Source organism: Roseateles sp. GW835-FHT13E02 (assembly GCF_058794035.1).
Genome location: NZ_JBXAGJ010000024.1, coordinates 61,977 through 78,703, shown reverse-complemented (window position 1 = coordinate 78,703; position 16,727 = coordinate 61,977). Strand labels below are relative to the sequence as shown.

Below are 16,727 nucleotides of genomic sequence, written 5' to 3'. Positions count from 1 at the left end.
TAGGAAACCCGACTGTGCCAGGCTGAAGCACGGTCAGCGCCTGCGCCAGCCGGACGAAAAAAAGGCCTGCGGCGCAGGCCTTTTCTCATCTCATTCCCGCGCCAGGCGCGGCTCAACTCACTGAGCTTGGCGGCGGCGACGTGCCACACCGGCCACAGCCAGGCCACCGGCCAGCATCAGCAAATAGGTGGACGGTTCCGGCACGGCGGCGGCGATGGTGCCGTTGACGCCGAAGGGCAGCTCCACCGTCAGGCCCGAACCGGCTTCGGTCAGGGTGGCGAAGGGCGCGCCGGACAGCGCCTGTGCGGCATTGCCTTCGCGCGCGTCGGACGTCGGCGGCTGCCAAGGGCCCGAAGCCAGGGAGCCGGTCAGGCTCCAGCGCAGCCAGTAGGTGCCAGCCGCCAGTTGGAAGTCGCTGACATCGGCATTGGCCTTGTAGATGCCACGCTGGGTGTTGGTCAGCGTGCTTTCGAGGACACGATAGCCTTGCAGACCACCGTTGGTCACGGCGCCCGAACCCGAGGCGACGACGGTGCCGTTGTTCACATCACCCGAAACAATGCTCCAGGTGGCGCCCGTGAAGGTGAAGCCGCTGGCTCCGGTTTGGTAGCCGAAGAAGTCCAGGCTTTGCACATTCCACACGGTGCCAGCGGCCACGGTGAAGTCATCAGCCACCGAGATGCCGGCCGCGGTATTCATGCCGAAGCCATAGGTCGAGGCCGGCGAAGCCAGCACGGACAGACCGTTGCCGCCGACCACCGGGCCATTGCTGTAGATCACGTCAGCATGGGCTGCACCCGCAGCGGCCAGCACGCTCAAGAGGATCAGTTTTTTCATTTCCACTCCGTCATTGAATTGCATTCATCCGCAGCCCGGGGAGTCCAAGCCCCGGTTCTGCATCCCTCGTTTGGCGCACAACTCCCGAACGCCATCGAGCCTGCAAGTTAACAGTCGCGGAAATACTTCACATCCAAGGAAGTACGCTCAGGTAAACCACAGCTTGACAAGAAAAACGGCCTGCATCATGCAGGCCGTTTCACTTTGCTTTCAAACTCCTCGACCAGGGGTCAAGGCTCAGCGCCCGCCGCTGGGTTTGCCACGCCCGGCGCCACTTGGGCCACCGGGGCGACGCGGGCCATCCCGGCGTGCGCCCGGTCGACCCTCTGTTCGGCCATCCCCGCGGGGACCGCGCGGCGCCGAGCGCGGATCGCGTGCCTCACGGCCATCGCGCCGGCCGGGTGCTTCGCGCGGCTCGCGCACCGGAGCTTCGGCCCGCTCGGCGCGTGCCTGGTCCAGCAAGGCCGGCAGCTCCTCCGGGCTCACGCCCTTGAGCACGCAGAAATTGGGCAAGGTCAGGGTGGTGCGCTCGAAGTCGTAGAGCAAACCCGCCCGGTTGCGGCGCTGGGTCTGCGCCAGATCGCGCTCGGCCTGCTCGGCAGCCAGGCGCTCTTGCTGCAAACCACGGCGGCGGGCCAGCTCTTCGCGGGCCGCTGCACGGTGCTCTTCGCTGAGCTCACCGGCCGGCTGGCCATCCAGATCGAAACGTTGCGTGGCCTTGCCCAGGGCAATCAGATAGCCCGTGTTGCCGGTGTAGCGGCGCAGAAAGGCCGACAGCTGGGCCTTGGTGAACTGACCCGGCGCGCGCGCCTGGATGTCGGCCTGCACGCGCAGCTTCAGCGGCTTGAAAGGGCCGCTGAACAGGGCCGGGAACAGGGCCTTGAGCTGAGCCGCGCAGGCCGCCGGGCTCATGTCGGCCGCCGGCGCAGCCGGGGCCTCCGAAGCAGGGGCTGCCGCAGCGGGCGTCTCGGCCGGCGCGGCTTCGCTCACCGGGCTGGCATCGGCCACAGGCGCCACGGGCGGCGCCTCCGCGGCGTCGGTGGTGGGCGTCTGCGTCGAATCGGGAATGTCGTTCATGAGAGCAAGTGCGGCAAAACTGCAAAGGGAAACCAAGCCGTATTGTCCACCCTGCGGCCCAAGCGGCCGAAAGCCAGGGCGCTGCGCGCCCCGCGGTGCCGCCAAAGCACAAGCCTGCGCCCCATCCGGACGCAGCTCACGAGCCTCAGTTCAGACCCCCGAAGACCTTTTTCAGCAAGGCGCTGCCAGTGCCCAGCGGGTCCTGACGGATCTTGCGCTCTTCCTCGCCGATCACCAGGAAGAGGCCATCGATGGCGCGGCCCGTCACGTACTGCTGGATGTTGGCGTCCTCCTGGCGCACCAGCCCCAGGCCGGCGGCCTTGCCGGCCACGGCGTTGTACTTGTCGGCCAGGGCCACTTTCTGGGTCGCCTGGGTGACCAGGGGCAGGAATTTCTCAATCAGCGGCGAGCGGGTCTTGCCGGCGAAATACTGCGTCACGGCATCGTCACCGCCGCGCAGGATTTTGAGACCGTCATCCACGCTCATGCCCTTGACGGCGGCCAGCAGCAAGGGCTGGGCCGCCGGCACGGCCGCCTCGGCCGCGCGGTTCATGGCGGTCAGCAACTCATCGACCTTGCGGCCCTGGCCCAGGGTTTTGAGCAGCTTGGCCGCGTCCTTCAGATGCCCGGGCAGCTCGATGCGCACCGCCGGATTGCCCAGAAAGCCATCGCTGCGGCCCAGCTGGGCCACGGCGGCGGCGGCACCGCGCTCCAGCGCGGCACGAATGCCCGAGGCGGCATCGCCCTCGGTCAGGCCGGCGCGGACCCAGGGGCTGGCCAGGCCCAGCAAGGGCAAAAGCAAGAGGGGGCGGCGTTGCAGCATGGGGAGCTCCGGTTTCAAGAGGTTCAAGAGGAACAGGCGAGGGGATGGATCATTCCGCGGCATCGGCTGCGAAGGTCGTGGCCGGGGCTGTGTCCACCGGTTCCTCGTCATGCAGTGACATGACATCCTGATCGATGGCGCCGAAGAGGCTGAGCCCGTCACGGCCCTTCATCTCGATGCGCACGGTGTCACCGAACTTCATGTACGCGGTCTTGGGCGCGCCGCCGTCCAGGGTTTCCAGCGCACGCTTCTCGGCGATGCAGCTGTAGCCACGGCTGGCGTCCTTGTTGCTGACCGGGCCAGTGCCAATCACGCAGCCGGCGCGCAGGCGGCGGGTCTTGGCCGCATGGGCGATCAACTGCCCGACATGAAACCCCATCTCCGGCCCGGCGTCGCACTGGCCGACCTTGCGACCGTTCCACATGGTCTGCAGGCTCAAATCCACCCGGCCGCCGCTCCAGGCCGCGCCGAGCTCGTCTGGCGTGACCGCCACCGGGCTGAAGGCCACGGCCGGCCGGCTCTGCAGCGCGCCCTGGCCCTTGGCCTGCTCGGAGGCCTGCAGCTGGCGCAAGCTCCAGTCATTGCACAGCATCAGCAGGCGCACGCCTTCCAGCGCCTGAGCCGGCGTGACGCCTTGCTCGACATCGCCGGTAACTGCAGCCAGCCCCGCCTCGAAGTCGATCCCCATGGCCTCGGAGGCAAAACGCCCGGGCTCGCAGGGGCCGCGGAAGTCATCGCTGGCGCCCTGCGCCAGCAGCGGGTCCAGATCCAGGCCAGCATCGCCGGTCTCGCCACGCGCCTGCCGCAGCAGCTGCAGATGGCTCAGATAGGCCGAGCCGCGCAGCCACTGGCCGGCGCGCGGCAGCGGCGCCATGCACTGCTTGGGGTCGAAATTGAAGGCATGGCGCAGCTTGCCGTGGTTGAGGCTGGTGTACAGCTCTTCCAGCTGCGGCGAGAGAAAGCCCCAGTCGTCCAGCACCTGCTGCAGGCGGCTGGCGATGCCGTTGGCGTAGTGAGCCTGGCTCAGGTCGCGCGAGACGACCACGAGCTGGCCGTCGCGGGAGCCGTCCTTGTAGGTGGCAAGTTTCATCGGATGGTGACAATACAGCGCTGCGATGACGGCATTGTCCAATGCGAACGGATGCGACCCATTTTTTCTCCTGTGTTTTCCCGGCGCGATTGGCAGCGCGATTGGCAGCGCGCCCGCCCCTGGCTGCTCGCCCTCGGCCTGAGCACGGTCGCCCATGCCTGGCTGCTGCAGCAACAGAGCGGCGAGGCCGAATCCCCGCGCCCGCCGGCACCGCAGGCCAGCCCCGGGCGGGCAACGGTGCGGGTGCTGAGCACGGTGCCGGTCAGCGCCACAGCGCCTGAAGCGACGCGCACGCCTGCGCCAAAGCTCCCACCCGCACGCTCGCGCAGCGCAGCGCCCGCCGTCACACCCAACCACACGCAGCCGGTACCGGCGGCCAGCCCAGCGGCCCAAGCCGAGGCCACAACGCCCGAGCCCGCGCCAGCCACGGCAGCGCCCAGCCCACCTCATACCGCCCGCCTCGCGACCGCCGGGGAGTGGCATTACATCCTGCTGCAAAACGGTGCCTACGGCCGCGCCCGGCTCAATTGGAAGCCCTCGGGGCGCGACTACAGCCTGATGCTGGAACGCGAATTGGAAGGCCGGCCCCTGCCCGCCTGGAAAAGCCAGGGGCAGATCGACGAACAAGGCCTGAGCCCCGAGCGCTATGTGCAGCAGCGCCGCGGCCGCGACATGGTGGCCACCAATTTCCGCCGCGACGAGGGCCTGATCAGCTACTCCACCAGCGCCGACTTGGTGCCCCTGCCCGCCGGCGTGCAAGACCGGCTGAGCTGGTGGATCCAGCTGGCAGCCCTGATCGAGGCGAGGCCCGAGCATTACCCGCCGGGCAGTGAGCTGCGCCTGCCGGTGGCCGCCTTTCGAGGTGAGGCGCGCGAATGGGTGTTCCAGGTGCTGGACCAGCAAACCCTGGAGCTGCCCGGCGCCAGCGTCGCCCGTGCCCTGCATCTGCGGCGCCTGGCCCTGGGGCCGTACAGCGGGGAGATTGAAGTCTGGCTGGACCCGGCGCGCGGTCACATCCCCGTGCAGCTGATCATGGACCTGCCCGACGACCGGGGCTGGCAGCTGCAGCTCAGCAACACGCCCTCTGACAAACCCTGAGCCCCCCGCATCCATGTGTGTTTTTTGACGCTTCCACCACGAATCCCGCAAAGGAAAGCGCCGAACAGCGCCGCGATCTGACACTATTTACCCACGGTCAGGTGCCTGGGGCTGCCGATAAGCCTTGAAAGCCGGCACGCTGGCCGCAGTTGAAGCTGAAAGGAGCCGAACCATGCACATGCTTTACAACTCCCCCAGTTTCAGTGTCGTCAAGTTCGACGTGCAGGTCACCGAACCGGTGCCTGGGGAATTCCTGCAAGCCAATCCCGAGCTGCAGTTGCATCGCGGTGGCTATGAAATCGTCGACAAGTTTTCGCGCCGCGAGATCTTCATCGAGGGCGCCCTGGCCCAGCAGTTCCAGGATGGGGTCGAGGCCTTGATCGAGCAAGACCCGAGCGAAGAAGACCTCGATGACTTCATCGAGAGCTACGCCAGCATGGGCCATCAACCGGTGGTGATGCACTGAACTGGCGCTAAAAATCACCGCGCCAAGCCCTTGTCCTTGACGCGCCGCTGCGCCAAGATGGGGCAGCGCCACGCCATCTCCGGTGGCGCGCTGTCGTCAGCAAGGGAACCTGCCCATGGTCAAGCGTTCAGCGAGCCCGCGGCCCGCCAAAGCCCGGGCCCTCACCAGCGAGGGCCCGTCCACCGTGGGCCGCGCCGAGGAGCGCAGCCGAGCCAGCGAAGCGCGCAGCCCCAGCCGCGTTCTGCCCTCTCCGGGCCTGAAGGACGCGCCGGTGCTGGACCGCATGTGCTCGCAGTTCGTACTGACCCTGACGGTCAAACATGCCGGCCGATTCAATCTGCGCCGCGATTTCAACGGCCTGCTGTCTTTCACCGGCCGCCACCTGGTCTGGCCCCTGCGTGTGCTGGGCCGCCTGCGCGACTACCTGAACCAGCGCTGCCAGGGCAATGAACTCTGGCGCGGCCACGAGGCGCTCAGCGACGAGGCCTTTTTGCAGCGCCACGGTGTCTGGAGCGGGCCGTTCTCCGAAGCCACCCTGTTCTTCTACCTCGACGAATACGTCAAGGACGCGCCCAAGGACATGCTGGCCCTGCTGGCCACCACCAGCGAATGGCTGGACCGCCAGCTCAAGCGCGAATCCACCCTGGTGGAGAAGAACATCGACGCGCTCGGCACCCTGCTGCAGCTGAACCCGGCCGAGCGCGCCCTGCTGCTCTACGGCACCCTGGCGCGCTACCAGCGCGAGCTGCGCGGCGCCCTGGTCGAGTTCAAGGTCAATACCGCGCAGGAAGCCTTTGCCGCGATTGCCGCGGTGGCCGGCGTCAACGAGCAGGAAGTGGCCGAGGCCTTGCGCGCCGGCTCGCGCCTGGAACGCATCGGCATGGTGGAGAACCTGATCTCCGAACACAACATCACCGACCTGGCCGATCTGATGAAGGTCAGCGACCAGCTGCCGCCGGTGCTGATGCGCGAATACCCCGGGCCGCACGACCTGATGGCCGTCTTCACCCGCCCGGCCACGCCCAGCCAGCTCAAGGCCGAGGACTTCGAATTCGTCGCCGAAGACCTGGCCCTGCTCAACACCTTGCTGCGGCAAGCCGTGGCGCGGCGCGAGCCCGGCGTCAATGTGCTGCTCTACGGCCCGCCCGGCACCGGCAAGACCGAGCTGGCCAAGGTGGCGGCGCAAGCCGCCGGTCTGGATCTGTACGAGGTGGAATACGCCGACCGCGATGGCAACAGCCTCTCGGGCCGCGACCGTTACCGCTCGCTGCAGATCAGTCAGGTCTTTCTCAAGGCCAGTGCCCATGTGGCGCTGCTGTTCGACGAGGTCGAAGATGTCTTCCCACCCCTGTCCACGGACACCGCCCAGCTGATCGCCCGCCTCGACTCGGCCGCCGAGGCGCCGACCTCGGGCTCGGTCTCGGGCAAGGCCTGGGTCAACCAGATCCTGGAAACCAACCCGGTGCCGGTGATCTGGATCACCAACCGCATCGAGCAGATCGACCCGGCCTTCCGCCGCCGCTTTCAGTACCACCTGGAACTCAAGTCCCCGCCGCCGGGCGCCCGGCTCGGCCTGGTCAGCAAAGCCCTGGCCGATGTGCCGGTCAGCGCCGAGTTCGCCGCCCGCCTGGCCGAGCGCCGCGGGCTGACGCCGGCGCAGATCCGCACCGCCGTGCGCTTCGCCCAGCTCGCCGGCCAGGCGGCCGACTGCGAGCAGATGATCGAACGCCAGCTGGAGAACGCCGACAAAGCCCTGGGCCACCGCGCGCATGGCCGCGCGGTGCGGCCGGCGGTGACCCAGTACGCGCTTGAGTTGCTGAACTGCGAATCGCGCTTCGAGGTGCCGCGCATCGTCGCGGCCCTGCAGCGCCGCGGCGTCGGCAACCTCTGCTTCTACGGCCCCCCGGGCAGCGGCAAGACGGCCCTGGCCGAACACATCGCCCAAGCCCTGCAGCGGCCGCTGATGGTGCGCCAGGCCAGCGATCTGGCCAGCAAGTTCGTCGGCGAAACCGAGCAGAACATGGCCCGCATGTTCGAGACCGCCGCCGCCGAGGGCGCGGTGCTGCTGCTGGACGAGGCCGACAGCTTTCTGCGCAGCCGCCGCATGGCCGAGCGCAATTACGAGGTCTCCGAGGTCAACGAGATGCTGGCCGGCATGGAACACTTTCCCGGCATCTTCATCTGCACCACCAATCTGTTCGAGGAGCTGGACGAGGCCGCGCTGCGGCGCTTTGCCTTCAAGATCGGCTTCAAGGCGCTGCGCGTGGAGCAGCGCGAGCGCATGTTCGCCCGCGAAGCCTGCGGCGACGACGCAGCGCCGCTGGATGCCGATCAACGGGAGCGTTTGGCCGCGCTGGACCAGCTCACGCCTGGCGACTTTGCGGCCGTGCGCCAGCAGGTCGAGATCCTCGGCGAGCCGCTGACGCCGGACGAGTTCCTGTCCCAGCTGGAAGCCGAGCACCGGGTCAAGCCCGGCGTTCGCAGCCGTCGCCAGATCGGCTTCCAGCATTGAAGCCCCGCCCACGTTGCCACCGAGCTGTGGCATGGTGGCGGGCATGAACGCTGCGCCTCTTCCTTCTCTTGCTGACCGACCGGGCTTGACGGCCCGCCTCACCGCCCTGCTGGCCTGGCTGCTGCCGCTGGCCTTGCTGGCTCCCATCGGCAGCACGGCCGCGCCGGCCTGCCCGCCGGCCATCGCCATGCCGAGCGAGGCGCAGGCCCGAAACCTGGCAGCCCAGGCGCCCGACCGGGGCGTGCTCTACCGCCTGCGCCGCGACGGGGTGGACTCCTACCTCTACGGCACCTTGCATGTCGGCCGCATGGAATGGCTGTTCCCCGGCCCGCGCCTGCGCGAAGCCATGACGCAGAGCCGCGTGCTGGCCCTGGAACTGGACCTGCAAGATCCGGCCACCCTGCAGATCCTGAGCCAGCCGCCACGCCATGCCGAAGCCCTGAAACTCAGCGAGCCCCTGCGCAAACGCATGAGCGCCCAGGCGCGCGCCGCCTGCCTGCCCGAGCAAGCCCTGGCCAGCCTGCACCCCATCCTGCAGCTGAGCACCTACACCGTGCTGCAGGCGCGCTGGGACGGCCTGGACCCCAGCTTCGGCCAGGAGCAGATGCTGAGTGCTTGGGCCCGACAGCAGGGCCGCTCCGTTCTGGCCCTGGAATCGGCCGAGCGTCAGCAGCAGGCCTTGATTCCGGCCCGGGCGGCCGAGGCTCGCAAGGCCTTGCTCAAAGGCCTGGATCAGTTGGAGCGGCGCCAGGTGCGGCCGGTGCTGCGCCGCCTGGCCCAGGCCTGGGCCGACGGCGACCTGGAGCTGCTGCAGAACTACGAGCGCTGGTGCGAATGCATCGAGGATGAACAGGACCGCATCGAGCTGCGCCGACTCAACGACGAACGCAACCCCGAGCTTGCGCGCGGCATCGAGGCCCTGCATGCAAAGGGCCAGCCGGTGCTGGCCGCGGTGGGCGCCTTGCACCTCAGTGGCGATCAATCGCTGCCCCGTTTGCTGGCAGCGCGCGGCTTTGAGGTCGAGCGCCTGGTGCCCGCGTCAGACAAACGCTAGCTCCGCGTCGTACCATGCCACCCAGCTGCCCCACCCAAGGAGAACTCATGGCCGACAACAACAGCTTCAGCAAATTTGTCCCGGGTTTCGATTTCCTGCAAGGCCTGGTCAAGAACGCCGGCGCCGCCCTGCCCGGCATTGGCCAGTGGGTGGCCCCGACGCTCAACCCCGAGGAACTGGGCAAACGCATCGAAGAGCTGCGCACCGTGCAGTTCTGGCTGGAGCAGAACGCCCGCATGCTGGGCGCCACCATCCAGGCGCTCGAGGTGCAACGCATGACGCTGTCCACCCTGAAGTCCATGAACGTGCCCTTGGCCCAGCTCAGCGAGGCGCTCAAGGTCACGCCGCCCGAGGCCAGCGCCGGACTGGGCGGCTGGCCTGGCGTCCCGCCCGAGGTGCTGGCCGCCGCCCAGGCCGCCAGCCCCAAGGCCAGCGCGCCGGCCCCCGCCCCAGCCCCGCTCGCCAGCAAGGCCAAGAAGGCGCACCCGGCTCCGGCCGCACCCGCCATGCCCGTGGTCGATCCCATGCAGTGGTGGGGCGCCCTCAGTCAGCAGTTCACCCAGCTGGCCGCCAATGCCATGAAGGAAAGCGCCACCGATGCGGCCAAGAACCTGGCCGGCAGCATCGTCAAGCAATCCTTCGACGCGGCCGGTGAAACCCTGCGCAAGGCCGCCACCGTGCCCGGCGCCATGGCCGGCAGCGCGGTCGATCTGGTGGCCAAAAGCCTGACGCCCAAAGCCAGCGCCAGCCGCGCGCCGAGCAAAGCCGCGGCCACGACCACGGTCAAGGCCCCGGCAGCCCGCAAGCGCAAGGCCTGACCCCGGCCGATGAGCGCGCTCGCACCCACCACCAGCCCACGCAGCCAGGCACAGCAGCGCCTGATCCAGGCCTTGTCGGCCGAGCTGCCGGCCCATGCCCTGCTCTGGACCGACGAAGACACCACACCCTACGAGTGCGACGGCCTGTCGGCCTACCGCCAGCGCCCGCTGGCCGTGGCCCTGCCGGAAACCGAAGCGCAGGTCGGCGCCGTGCTGCGCGTCTGCCAGCAGCTGCAGGTGCCGGTGGTGGCGCGTGGCGCCGGCACCGGCCTGTCCGGCGGCGCCATGCCTCATGCGCAAGGCCTGACCCTGGCCCTGGCCAAGTTCAAGAAGATTCTCGAGATCAACCCGATCGCCCGCACGGCACGGGTGCAGTGCGGCGTGCGCAATCTCGCCATTTCGGAAGCCGCGGCGGTCCACGGCCTGTACTACGCCCCCGACCCGAGCAGCCAGATCGCCTGCACCATCGGCGGCAATGTGGCCGAGAACTCCGGCGGCGTGCACTGCCTCAAATACGGCCTGACCCTGCATAACGTGCTGCGCGTGCGGGGCTTCACCATGGCGGGCGAGGCGGTGGAGTTCGGCTCCGAAGCGCTGGACGCGCCGGGCCTGGACCTGCTCAGCCTGGTGCTGGGCAGCGAGGGCATGCTGGCCGTGATCACCGAGGTGACGGTCAAGCTCATCCCCAAGCCGCAGCTGGCGCGCTGCATCATGGCCAGCTTCGCCGATGTGCGCCAGGCGGGCGCGGCGGTGGCGGCCATCATCGCCGCCGGCATCATCCCGGCCGGGCTGGAGATGATGGACAAGCCCATGACGGCGGCGGTGGAGGATTTCGTCCATGCCGGCTACGACCTCGAAGCCGAGGCCATCCTGCTGTGCGAGAGCGACGGCACGCCCGAAGAGGTGGCCGAGGAAATCGAGCGCATGCAGGCCGTGCTGCTGGCCCACGGGGCGACGCAGTGCCAGGTCAGTGCCGATGAGGCCCAGCGTTTGCGCTTCTGGAGCGGGCGCAAGAACGCCTTCCCGGCCTCGGGCCGCATCAGCCCCGATTACATGTGCATGGACTCCACCATCCCGCGCAAAAACCTGGCCGCCATCCTGCTGGCAATTGCCGAGATGGAGAAGAAGTACCAGCTGCGCTGCGCCAATGTTTTCCATGCCGGCGACGGCAACCTCCACCCGCTGATCCTGTTCGACGCGCGCGACCCCGATCAGCTGCGCCGCTGCGAGGAATTTGGCGCCGAGATCCTGGAGACCAGCGTGGCCCTGGGCGGCACGGTCACCGGCGAGCACGGCGTGGGCGTGGAAAAGCTCAACTCCATGTGCGTGCAGTTCTCACCCGAGGAGCGCGAGCAGATGTTCGCGCTCAAGCGCGCCTTCGATCCCCACAGCCTGCTGAACCCGGGCAAGGTCATCCCCACCCTGCAACGCTGCGCCGAGTACGGCCGCATGCATGTGCACCGCGGCCTGCTGGCCCACCCCGAGCTGGAGAGGTTCTGAGCGATGAGCGTGGCCTTGTTTCAAGACCAGATTCGTGAAGCCGCCGCGCAGGGCCGCAGCCTGCAGATCCGCGGCCAGGGCAGCAAGGACTTTTACGGTGAGCGCCCGCGCGGCGACGCGCTGCTCGAAGTCAGCGGCTTTGCCGGCATCAGCAGCTATGAGCCCAGCGAGCTGGTCATCACGGCCAAGGCCGGCACGCCCATCACCGAGCTGGAGGCCGCGTTGACCCGCCAGGGCCAGCATCTGGCCTTCGAGCCGCCGCGCTTTCAAGGCCGCGGCACCGTGGGCGGCATGGTGGCGGCCGGCCTGAGCGGCCCATCACGGGCCAGCCAGGGCGCGCTGCGCGAGCATGTGCTGGGCCTGAGCCTGCTCAACGGCCGGGCCGAGCTGCTGAACTTCGGCGGTACGGTGATGAAGAACGTGGCCGGCTACGACGTGTCGCGCCTGATCGCCGGTTCGCTGGGCGTGCTGGGCCTGATCCTCGAAGTCTCGCTCAAGGTCATGCCCCAGCCGATGGCGCGCGCCACCCTGCGTTTCGAACTGGGACAGGCTCAGGCCCTCAACCAGCTCAACCGCTGGGGCGGCAGGCCCCTGCCCATCCAGGCCAGTGCCTGGTGGGATGGCGCCCTGCTGCTGCGCCTGGCCGGCGCCGAAGCCGCCGTGCGCGCGGCGCAGCAGAGTCTGGGCGGCGACGAGATCCCAGAGGCCCTGGCCCAGCCCTTCTGGGACGGCCTGCGTGATCACAGCGACGAGTTCTTCGCCGGTGCAGCGCGCGCCGTGGCCGGCGGTGCCGCGCTCTGGCGCCTGAGCCTGCCGCAGACGGCGCCAGCGCTGCAGCTGCCCGGCGAACAGCTGATCGAATGGGGTGGCGGCCAGCGCTGGGTGACCACGCCCTTGCCGGCGGCACAAATGCGCGAAGCCGCGGCCTCGCTGGGCGGCCATGCCACCTTGTTCCTGTGCCGTGACGAACAGCGCCAGCAGGTGTTTGCACCCGCAGCACCGGCCTTGATGCGCATCCACCGCGAACTCAAGACCTCTTTCGATCCGGCCGGCGTGTTCAACCCCGGCCGCCTCTACCCCGAGCTTTGAGCGAAGCGCAGCCCGCATGCAAACCCAACTTGCCGCCGAGTTCCAAGGCACGCCTGAAGGCCAGGCCGCCGTCGACATCCTGAGCCGCTGCGTGCACTGCGGCTTCTGCACCGCCACCTGCCCGACCTACCAGCTGCTCGGCGACGAACTCGACGGCCCGCGAGGCCGCATCTACCTGATCAAGCAGGTGCTGGAAGGCAGCCCGGCCACCGCCTCGACCCAGTTGCACCTGGACCGCTGCCTGACCTGCCGCAACTGCGAGAGCACCTGCCCCTCGGGCGTGCCCTACGGCCAGTTGCTGGAGATCGGCCGCGGCATCGTCGAGGCCAAGGTGCCGCGCCCCCGCGGCGAGCAGGCCGTGCGCTGGCTGCTCAAGGAGGGCCTGACCTCGCCCGCCTTCGGCCCGGCGCTGAAGCTGGGCCAAGCCCTGCGGCCCCTGCTGCCGGCCGTGCTCAAGGACAAGGTGCCGGCCCCCGCCCCGGCGGGTGCCCACGACTGGCCGACGCGCAGCCACCCACGCAAGATGGCCCTGCTGCTGGGCTGCGTGCAGCCGGCCATGGCGCCGAATATCAACAGCGCGACCGCGCGGGTGCTGGACGCCGCCGGCATCCAGACCCTGGTGGCCGACAGCGCCGGCTGTTGCGGCGCCATCCGCAGCCATCTCGGTGACCATGCCGGCGGCCTGGACGATATGCGCCGCAATATCGACGCCTGGTGGCCCCTGGTCGACGGCCTGACCGAAGCCGGCCGCATCGAGGCCTTGGTGATGAATGCCTCCGGCTGCGGCGTGACGGTCAAGGACTACGGTCGCGCCCTGGCGCATGACCCGGCCTATGCCGACAAGGCGGCCCGCGTCAGCGCCCTGTGCCGCGATCTGAGCGAGCTGCTGCCCGAGCTGCTGCCCCTGCTCAAGCCACGGCTCAAGAAGGCCAGCGGCGGCGCCCCGCGCGCCAAGCTGGCCTACCACCCGCCCTGCACCCTGCAACACGGCCAGCAGCTGCGCGGCGGGGTCGAGGCCGGCCTGCGCGAGCTGGGTTTTGATCTGCAGCTGGCGCCCTGCGACAGCCACCTCTGCTGCGGGTCCGCCGGCACCTACTCGGTGCTGCAGCCCGCGCTGTCCAAACAGCTGCGTGACCAGAAGCTGCAGGCCCTGGCGCCCCTGCACGCCGACACCATCGTCTCGGCCAATATCGGCTGCATCCAGCATCTGCAGAGCGGCACCGCCATGCCGGTGCGGCATTGGGTCGAAGTCCTCGACCTCGCCTTGGCCTGAACATCGACAAATGCTATTCGTGCGCATAGCGCGCAAACACGGGCAAACACCGAGACCAGTTTCAAACCGGTTTTCCCACAATGGGCCGCTCAATACAGGAGGGTGGAGCCACTGTTCGATCCGAGCTCCCAGCCAGCCAGCCCGGCCACAAGCGAGTGCAGCCAAGCACCTTGACAGAGCGCTCCAAGAATTTCTGCCGAGCCAGCCAGCACACACCGAACAGACCGGGTGTCCCACGGGGACCCCGGTCTTTTCTTTTTTCCACGCGCCTGCGCGCGAATCCAAACCCCAGCTGATATGTGGACAGGATTGATGTTTGCCCTGGGCGCCGGCCTGATGTGGGGCCTGGTCTTTGTGGCGCCGCTGCTGATGGCGGACTACCCGCCCGCCCTTCTGGTGGCGGGGCGCTATCTGGCCTTCGGGCTGATCGCCTTGCCCCTGGCCCTGGCCGACCGACGCAGCCTGAAGGGCTTGGCTGGCAGCGACTGGCTGGAAGCCTGCAAGCTCAGCGCCATTGGCAATTTTCTCTACTACCTCTGCCTGGCCGGCGCCATCCAACGCGCGGGTGCGGCCCTGCCCACGGTCATCATCGGCACGCTGCCGGTGGTGATCGCCATCAGCTCCAATCTGCGCGACCACCGGCGCGATGGTCGCCTGCCCTGGCTGCAGCTGAGCCCGGCCCTGGCCCTGATCGCCGCCGGCATTGCCTGCGTCAACCACGCCGAGCTGCAGCGCTTGACTGCGCAACTGGATGCCGGCACGGAGGCTTTGCGCGCTTATGGCGAGGGTGCTGTCCTGGCGGTGCTGGCCGTGGCCTGCTGGACCTGGTACCCGATCCGCAATGCCGATTGGCTGCGCGCCCATCAGGAACGCAGCCCGCGGGTCTGGGCCACGGCCCAGGGCTTGGTCACCCTGCCCATGGCTTTGCTGTGTTTCGCCCTGCTGATGGGTCTGCCAGCCACGGACTGGGGCCTGCTGCCAGCAGGATTCGAACTCCCCCTGGGCCCCCGCCCCGCAGCCTACCTGGCATTGATGGCGGCCATCGGCCTGTTCTCATCGTGGATCGGCACTCTGTGCTGGAACGAGGCCAGCCAGCGCCTGCCGACCAGCCTGGTCGGGCAGCTGATCGTTTTTGAAACCCTGGCCGCCCTGGCTTACGCCTTTGCCCTGGCCGGACGCTGGCCCTCGGGCTGGACGGCGGGCGGCATCGCCCTCTTGATCGCCGGCGTAATCCTCGCGCTGCGTATCAAACCCCAAGCCAGTACGGCCTGAGCGTCGGCTCAGAGCTTGGGAATGCGGATGCGGCTCACCATCAGCGAGCCCGACAGGGCATAGATCAACACCAGCGGGTGCAGGTAGAAGCCACCCAACTCCAGGCGACCCAGCCAGAGCTGCTCACCGATGGCGCCTTGCGCGGCGGCGGCGGCCAGCACCATCACCAGCACCAGCGAAGTCGGGATGGGCGTGCCTTCAAAGTACTTGACCTTGTCGCCGCCTTCGCTGAGCGCCTCGGCCGTGATGTTGAAGCGCGCCAGGCGCGAGACGCCGCAGGCGACGAAAAACACCAGCACGATGCGGTCGTACAGGCCCTGCATGCCGCAGCCATAGGCGATGGCGGCGGGAGCCACACCGAAGGAGATGATGTCGGCCAGCGAATCCAGCTCGCGGCCCATGGCCGAGGTCTGCTGGCGCCAGCGCGCCACGCGGCCGTCCAGCACATCAAACACCAGGGCGACCGGGATCAGGGCGCAGGCATAGAAGATGTGCACGACCGCGCCGGTCTGCAAATAGCTCATCACCGCGAACAGCGCGCCCATGCCGGCGAATGCATTGGCCAGGGTGAACCAGTCGGCGAGATGGAACTCGCGGATCATGGCGAAAGGTTTGGGTCGAGTCATAAGCTGGGAAGCATAAAGGATGGCGCCGCGCGGGCGCTGACAACCCCTGGCGCGGCCGCATGCGCGGACGCCGGGCGCGAGGACCACTCAGCGCGGTTCTTTCTGCAGCACCGAGGCCGACACCGTGGTCGGCCCCTTCCAGGCCTTGCGCGCCAGGTGGACGAAGAGCAGGTGCGGCGGCATGCGCAGCCAGTGGCCACGGATGTAGAGCGCCTTGCGGCACAGCGGCGTGGCCCAATCGCGGGTGCTGGCGTGCTGAGGGCGCAGGGTGCGGCGGTAGATGAAATCCAGCGCATGCTCGGCCAGGCCCTGGCTGCGATCGGCCCGCAGGGCACGCAGCGCCGCTTCAGGCACCGGACAGGCCAGCACCTGCACGAGGTAGCGCATGGCCAGGCGCAGCGGCCCTTGCAAATCCATGGCGGCGGCACGGGCCGCCAAGGCCTCCCAGAACTGCGGATCGGCCGAGAAATGGCGCAGCAGCAGATCCAGGTCGCTGAGATCGCGCAGCAGGTTGTCGGACTCGCCCTCGTGGAAGAGGTGGCAGGCACTGTGCAGCACCATGTCGGTGGGCTGCAGCGTGCGCACGCCGGGCCAGCCCGCCAGCTCCACGCTGTCGCGGATCAGGGCCTGGGCATCGGGCTTGAGCCGGGCGGTGGGTGGCAGGATGGTGTGGTGCACATCGAGCGCCGTGCCGCGGTGCATCTGCTGCATGGCCGGCAGCTCGTGCATCCATTCGCGGTAGTAGCGCTGATCGTAGGCATCCAGCTTCTCGCCGATCCAGCCGGTCAGGATCAGGGCCGACTCGACCTCACCGATGCGCTCGCGCGGCACCAGGATGTCCATGTCGGCAAACACGCGGCCCTGGGCCGCTGGCAGCTCGCCCACCACATAGGCGGCGCCTTTGAGCAGGATCAGCGGCAGGCCGAGGCCGGCCAGGGTGTCGCGCAGGAACCGGGTTTCGTGGCGAACCAGCATGTGCTGACGCTCGGCCATGACCGCCGCGGAGCGCATGTGATTCCACGGCTGCTCGGGCACCTGAGGCAGCAGCTCGGCCACCTCCAGGCAGCGGTACAAGCGGCCCAGCAGATTGGCATGGCGGGCTTGACGCACCAAGAGATCCCATTCGCGCAGAGACAGGCCGACGGTGCGACGCGGCTCCAGCAGGACGTCTTGCAAGAGGTTCATGACGGGC

15 protein-coding genes are annotated in these 16,727 nt (G+C 68.6%); 9 read left to right on the top strand and 6 right to left on the bottom strand.

Going from position 1 to position 16,727, the window contains the following annotated elements; translation table 11 throughout:
- Window positions 1–117: 117 nt before the first annotated feature.
- The 4 genes from AC1Q6P_RS20510 to AC1Q6P_RS20495 all read right to left on the bottom strand — a co-directional run bounded on the left by AC1Q6P_RS20510 (window position 118) and on the right by AC1Q6P_RS20495 (window position 3,827).
- Window positions 118–837, bottom strand: coding sequence for a PEP-CTERM sorting domain-containing protein (locus AC1Q6P_RS20510; protein ID WP_102769259.1), 720 nt, complete (start codon window positions 835–837; stop codon window positions 118–120).
- Between the two features lie 237 nt (window positions 838–1,074).
- Window positions 1,075–1,914, bottom strand: coding sequence for a ProQ/FinO family protein (locus AC1Q6P_RS20505; protein ID WP_171828468.1), 840 nt, complete (start codon window positions 1,912–1,914; stop codon window positions 1,075–1,077).
- Between the two features lie 145 nt (window positions 1,915–2,059).
- A complete protein-coding gene (locus AC1Q6P_RS20500; RefSeq protein ID WP_492665730.1) occupies window positions 2,060–2,737 on the bottom strand; it encodes a DUF4197 domain-containing protein in 678 nt (225 codons plus the stop codon).
- A gap of 49 nt (window positions 2,738–2,786) precedes the next feature.
- Window positions 2,787–3,827, bottom strand: a complete 1,041-nt coding sequence (locus AC1Q6P_RS20495; protein WP_492665729.1) for a fumarylacetoacetate hydrolase family protein — start codon at window positions 3,825–3,827, stop codon at window positions 2,787–2,789.
- 51 nt (window positions 3,828–3,878) lie between these two features.
- On the opposite strand from AC1Q6P_RS20495, the gene AC1Q6P_RS20490 reads away from it, so the two are divergent.
- From AC1Q6P_RS20490 to AC1Q6P_RS20450, 9 genes are all read left to right on the top strand, one after another.
- Window positions 3,879–4,925, top strand: a complete 1,047-nt coding sequence (locus AC1Q6P_RS20490) for a DUF3108 domain-containing protein (protein WP_492665728.1) — start codon at window positions 3,879–3,881, stop codon at window positions 4,923–4,925.
- 172 nt (window positions 4,926–5,097) lie between these two features.
- Window positions 5,098–5,391, top strand: a complete 294-nt coding sequence (locus AC1Q6P_RS20485; protein ID WP_102769255.1) for a BTH_I0359 family protein — start codon at window positions 5,098–5,100, stop codon at window positions 5,389–5,391.
- Window positions 5,392–5,506: 115 nt separating this feature from the next.
- Complete coding sequence (locus AC1Q6P_RS20480; RefSeq protein WP_492665727.1) at window positions 5,507–7,903, top strand: ATP-binding protein; 2,397 nt, start codon at window positions 5,507–5,509, stop codon at window positions 7,901–7,903.
- An 85-nt stretch (window positions 7,904–7,988) separates the two neighbouring features.
- Window positions 7,989–8,957, top strand: coding sequence for a TraB/GumN family protein (locus AC1Q6P_RS20475; RefSeq protein WP_492665726.1), 969 nt, complete (start codon window positions 7,989–7,991; stop codon window positions 8,955–8,957).
- Window positions 8,958–9,004: 47 nt separating this feature from the next.
- Window positions 9,005–9,775 (top strand): PhaM family polyhydroxyalkanoate granule multifunctional regulatory protein, encoded by a 771-nt coding sequence (locus AC1Q6P_RS20470; protein ID WP_492665725.1) that lies wholly within the window; start codon window positions 9,005–9,007, stop codon window positions 9,773–9,775.
- A gap of 9 nt (window positions 9,776–9,784) precedes the next feature.
- Window positions 9,785–11,275, top strand: a complete 1,491-nt coding sequence (locus AC1Q6P_RS20465) for an FAD-linked oxidase C-terminal domain-containing protein (protein WP_492665724.1) — start codon at window positions 9,785–9,787, stop codon at window positions 11,273–11,275.
- 3 nt (window positions 11,276–11,278) lie between these two features.
- A complete protein-coding gene (glcE, locus tag AC1Q6P_RS20460; protein ID WP_492665723.1) occupies window positions 11,279–12,364 on the top strand; it encodes a glycolate oxidase subunit GlcE in 1,086 nt (361 codons plus the stop codon).
- Between the two features lie 16 nt (window positions 12,365–12,380).
- A complete protein-coding gene (gene glcF / locus AC1Q6P_RS20455; protein ID WP_492665722.1) occupies window positions 12,381–13,637 on the top strand; it encodes a glycolate oxidase subunit GlcF in 1,257 nt (418 codons plus the stop codon).
- A gap of 297 nt (window positions 13,638–13,934) precedes the next feature.
- Window positions 13,935–14,909 carry a DMT family transporter gene (locus tag AC1Q6P_RS20450; protein WP_102769248.1) on the top strand — a complete coding sequence of 325 codons (975 nt, stop codon included), beginning with the start codon at window positions 13,935–13,937 and terminating at the stop codon, window positions 14,907–14,909.
- Window positions 14,910–14,917: 8 nt separating this feature from the next.
- Here AC1Q6P_RS20450 and pssA read toward each other — a convergent pair whose 3' ends face one another.
- Both pssA and AC1Q6P_RS20440 read right to left on the bottom strand, forming a co-directional pair.
- Complete coding sequence (pssA, locus tag AC1Q6P_RS20445) at window positions 14,918–15,535, bottom strand: CDP-diacylglycerol--serine O-phosphatidyltransferase (protein WP_492665721.1); 618 nt, start codon at window positions 15,533–15,535, stop codon at window positions 14,918–14,920.
- Window positions 15,536–15,622: 87 nt separating this feature from the next.
- Window positions 15,623–16,720 (bottom strand): nucleotidyltransferase domain-containing protein, encoded by a 1,098-nt coding sequence (locus AC1Q6P_RS20440; protein WP_492665720.1) that lies wholly within the window; start codon window positions 16,718–16,720, stop codon window positions 15,623–15,625.
- Window positions 16,721–16,727 lie beyond the last annotated feature (7 nt).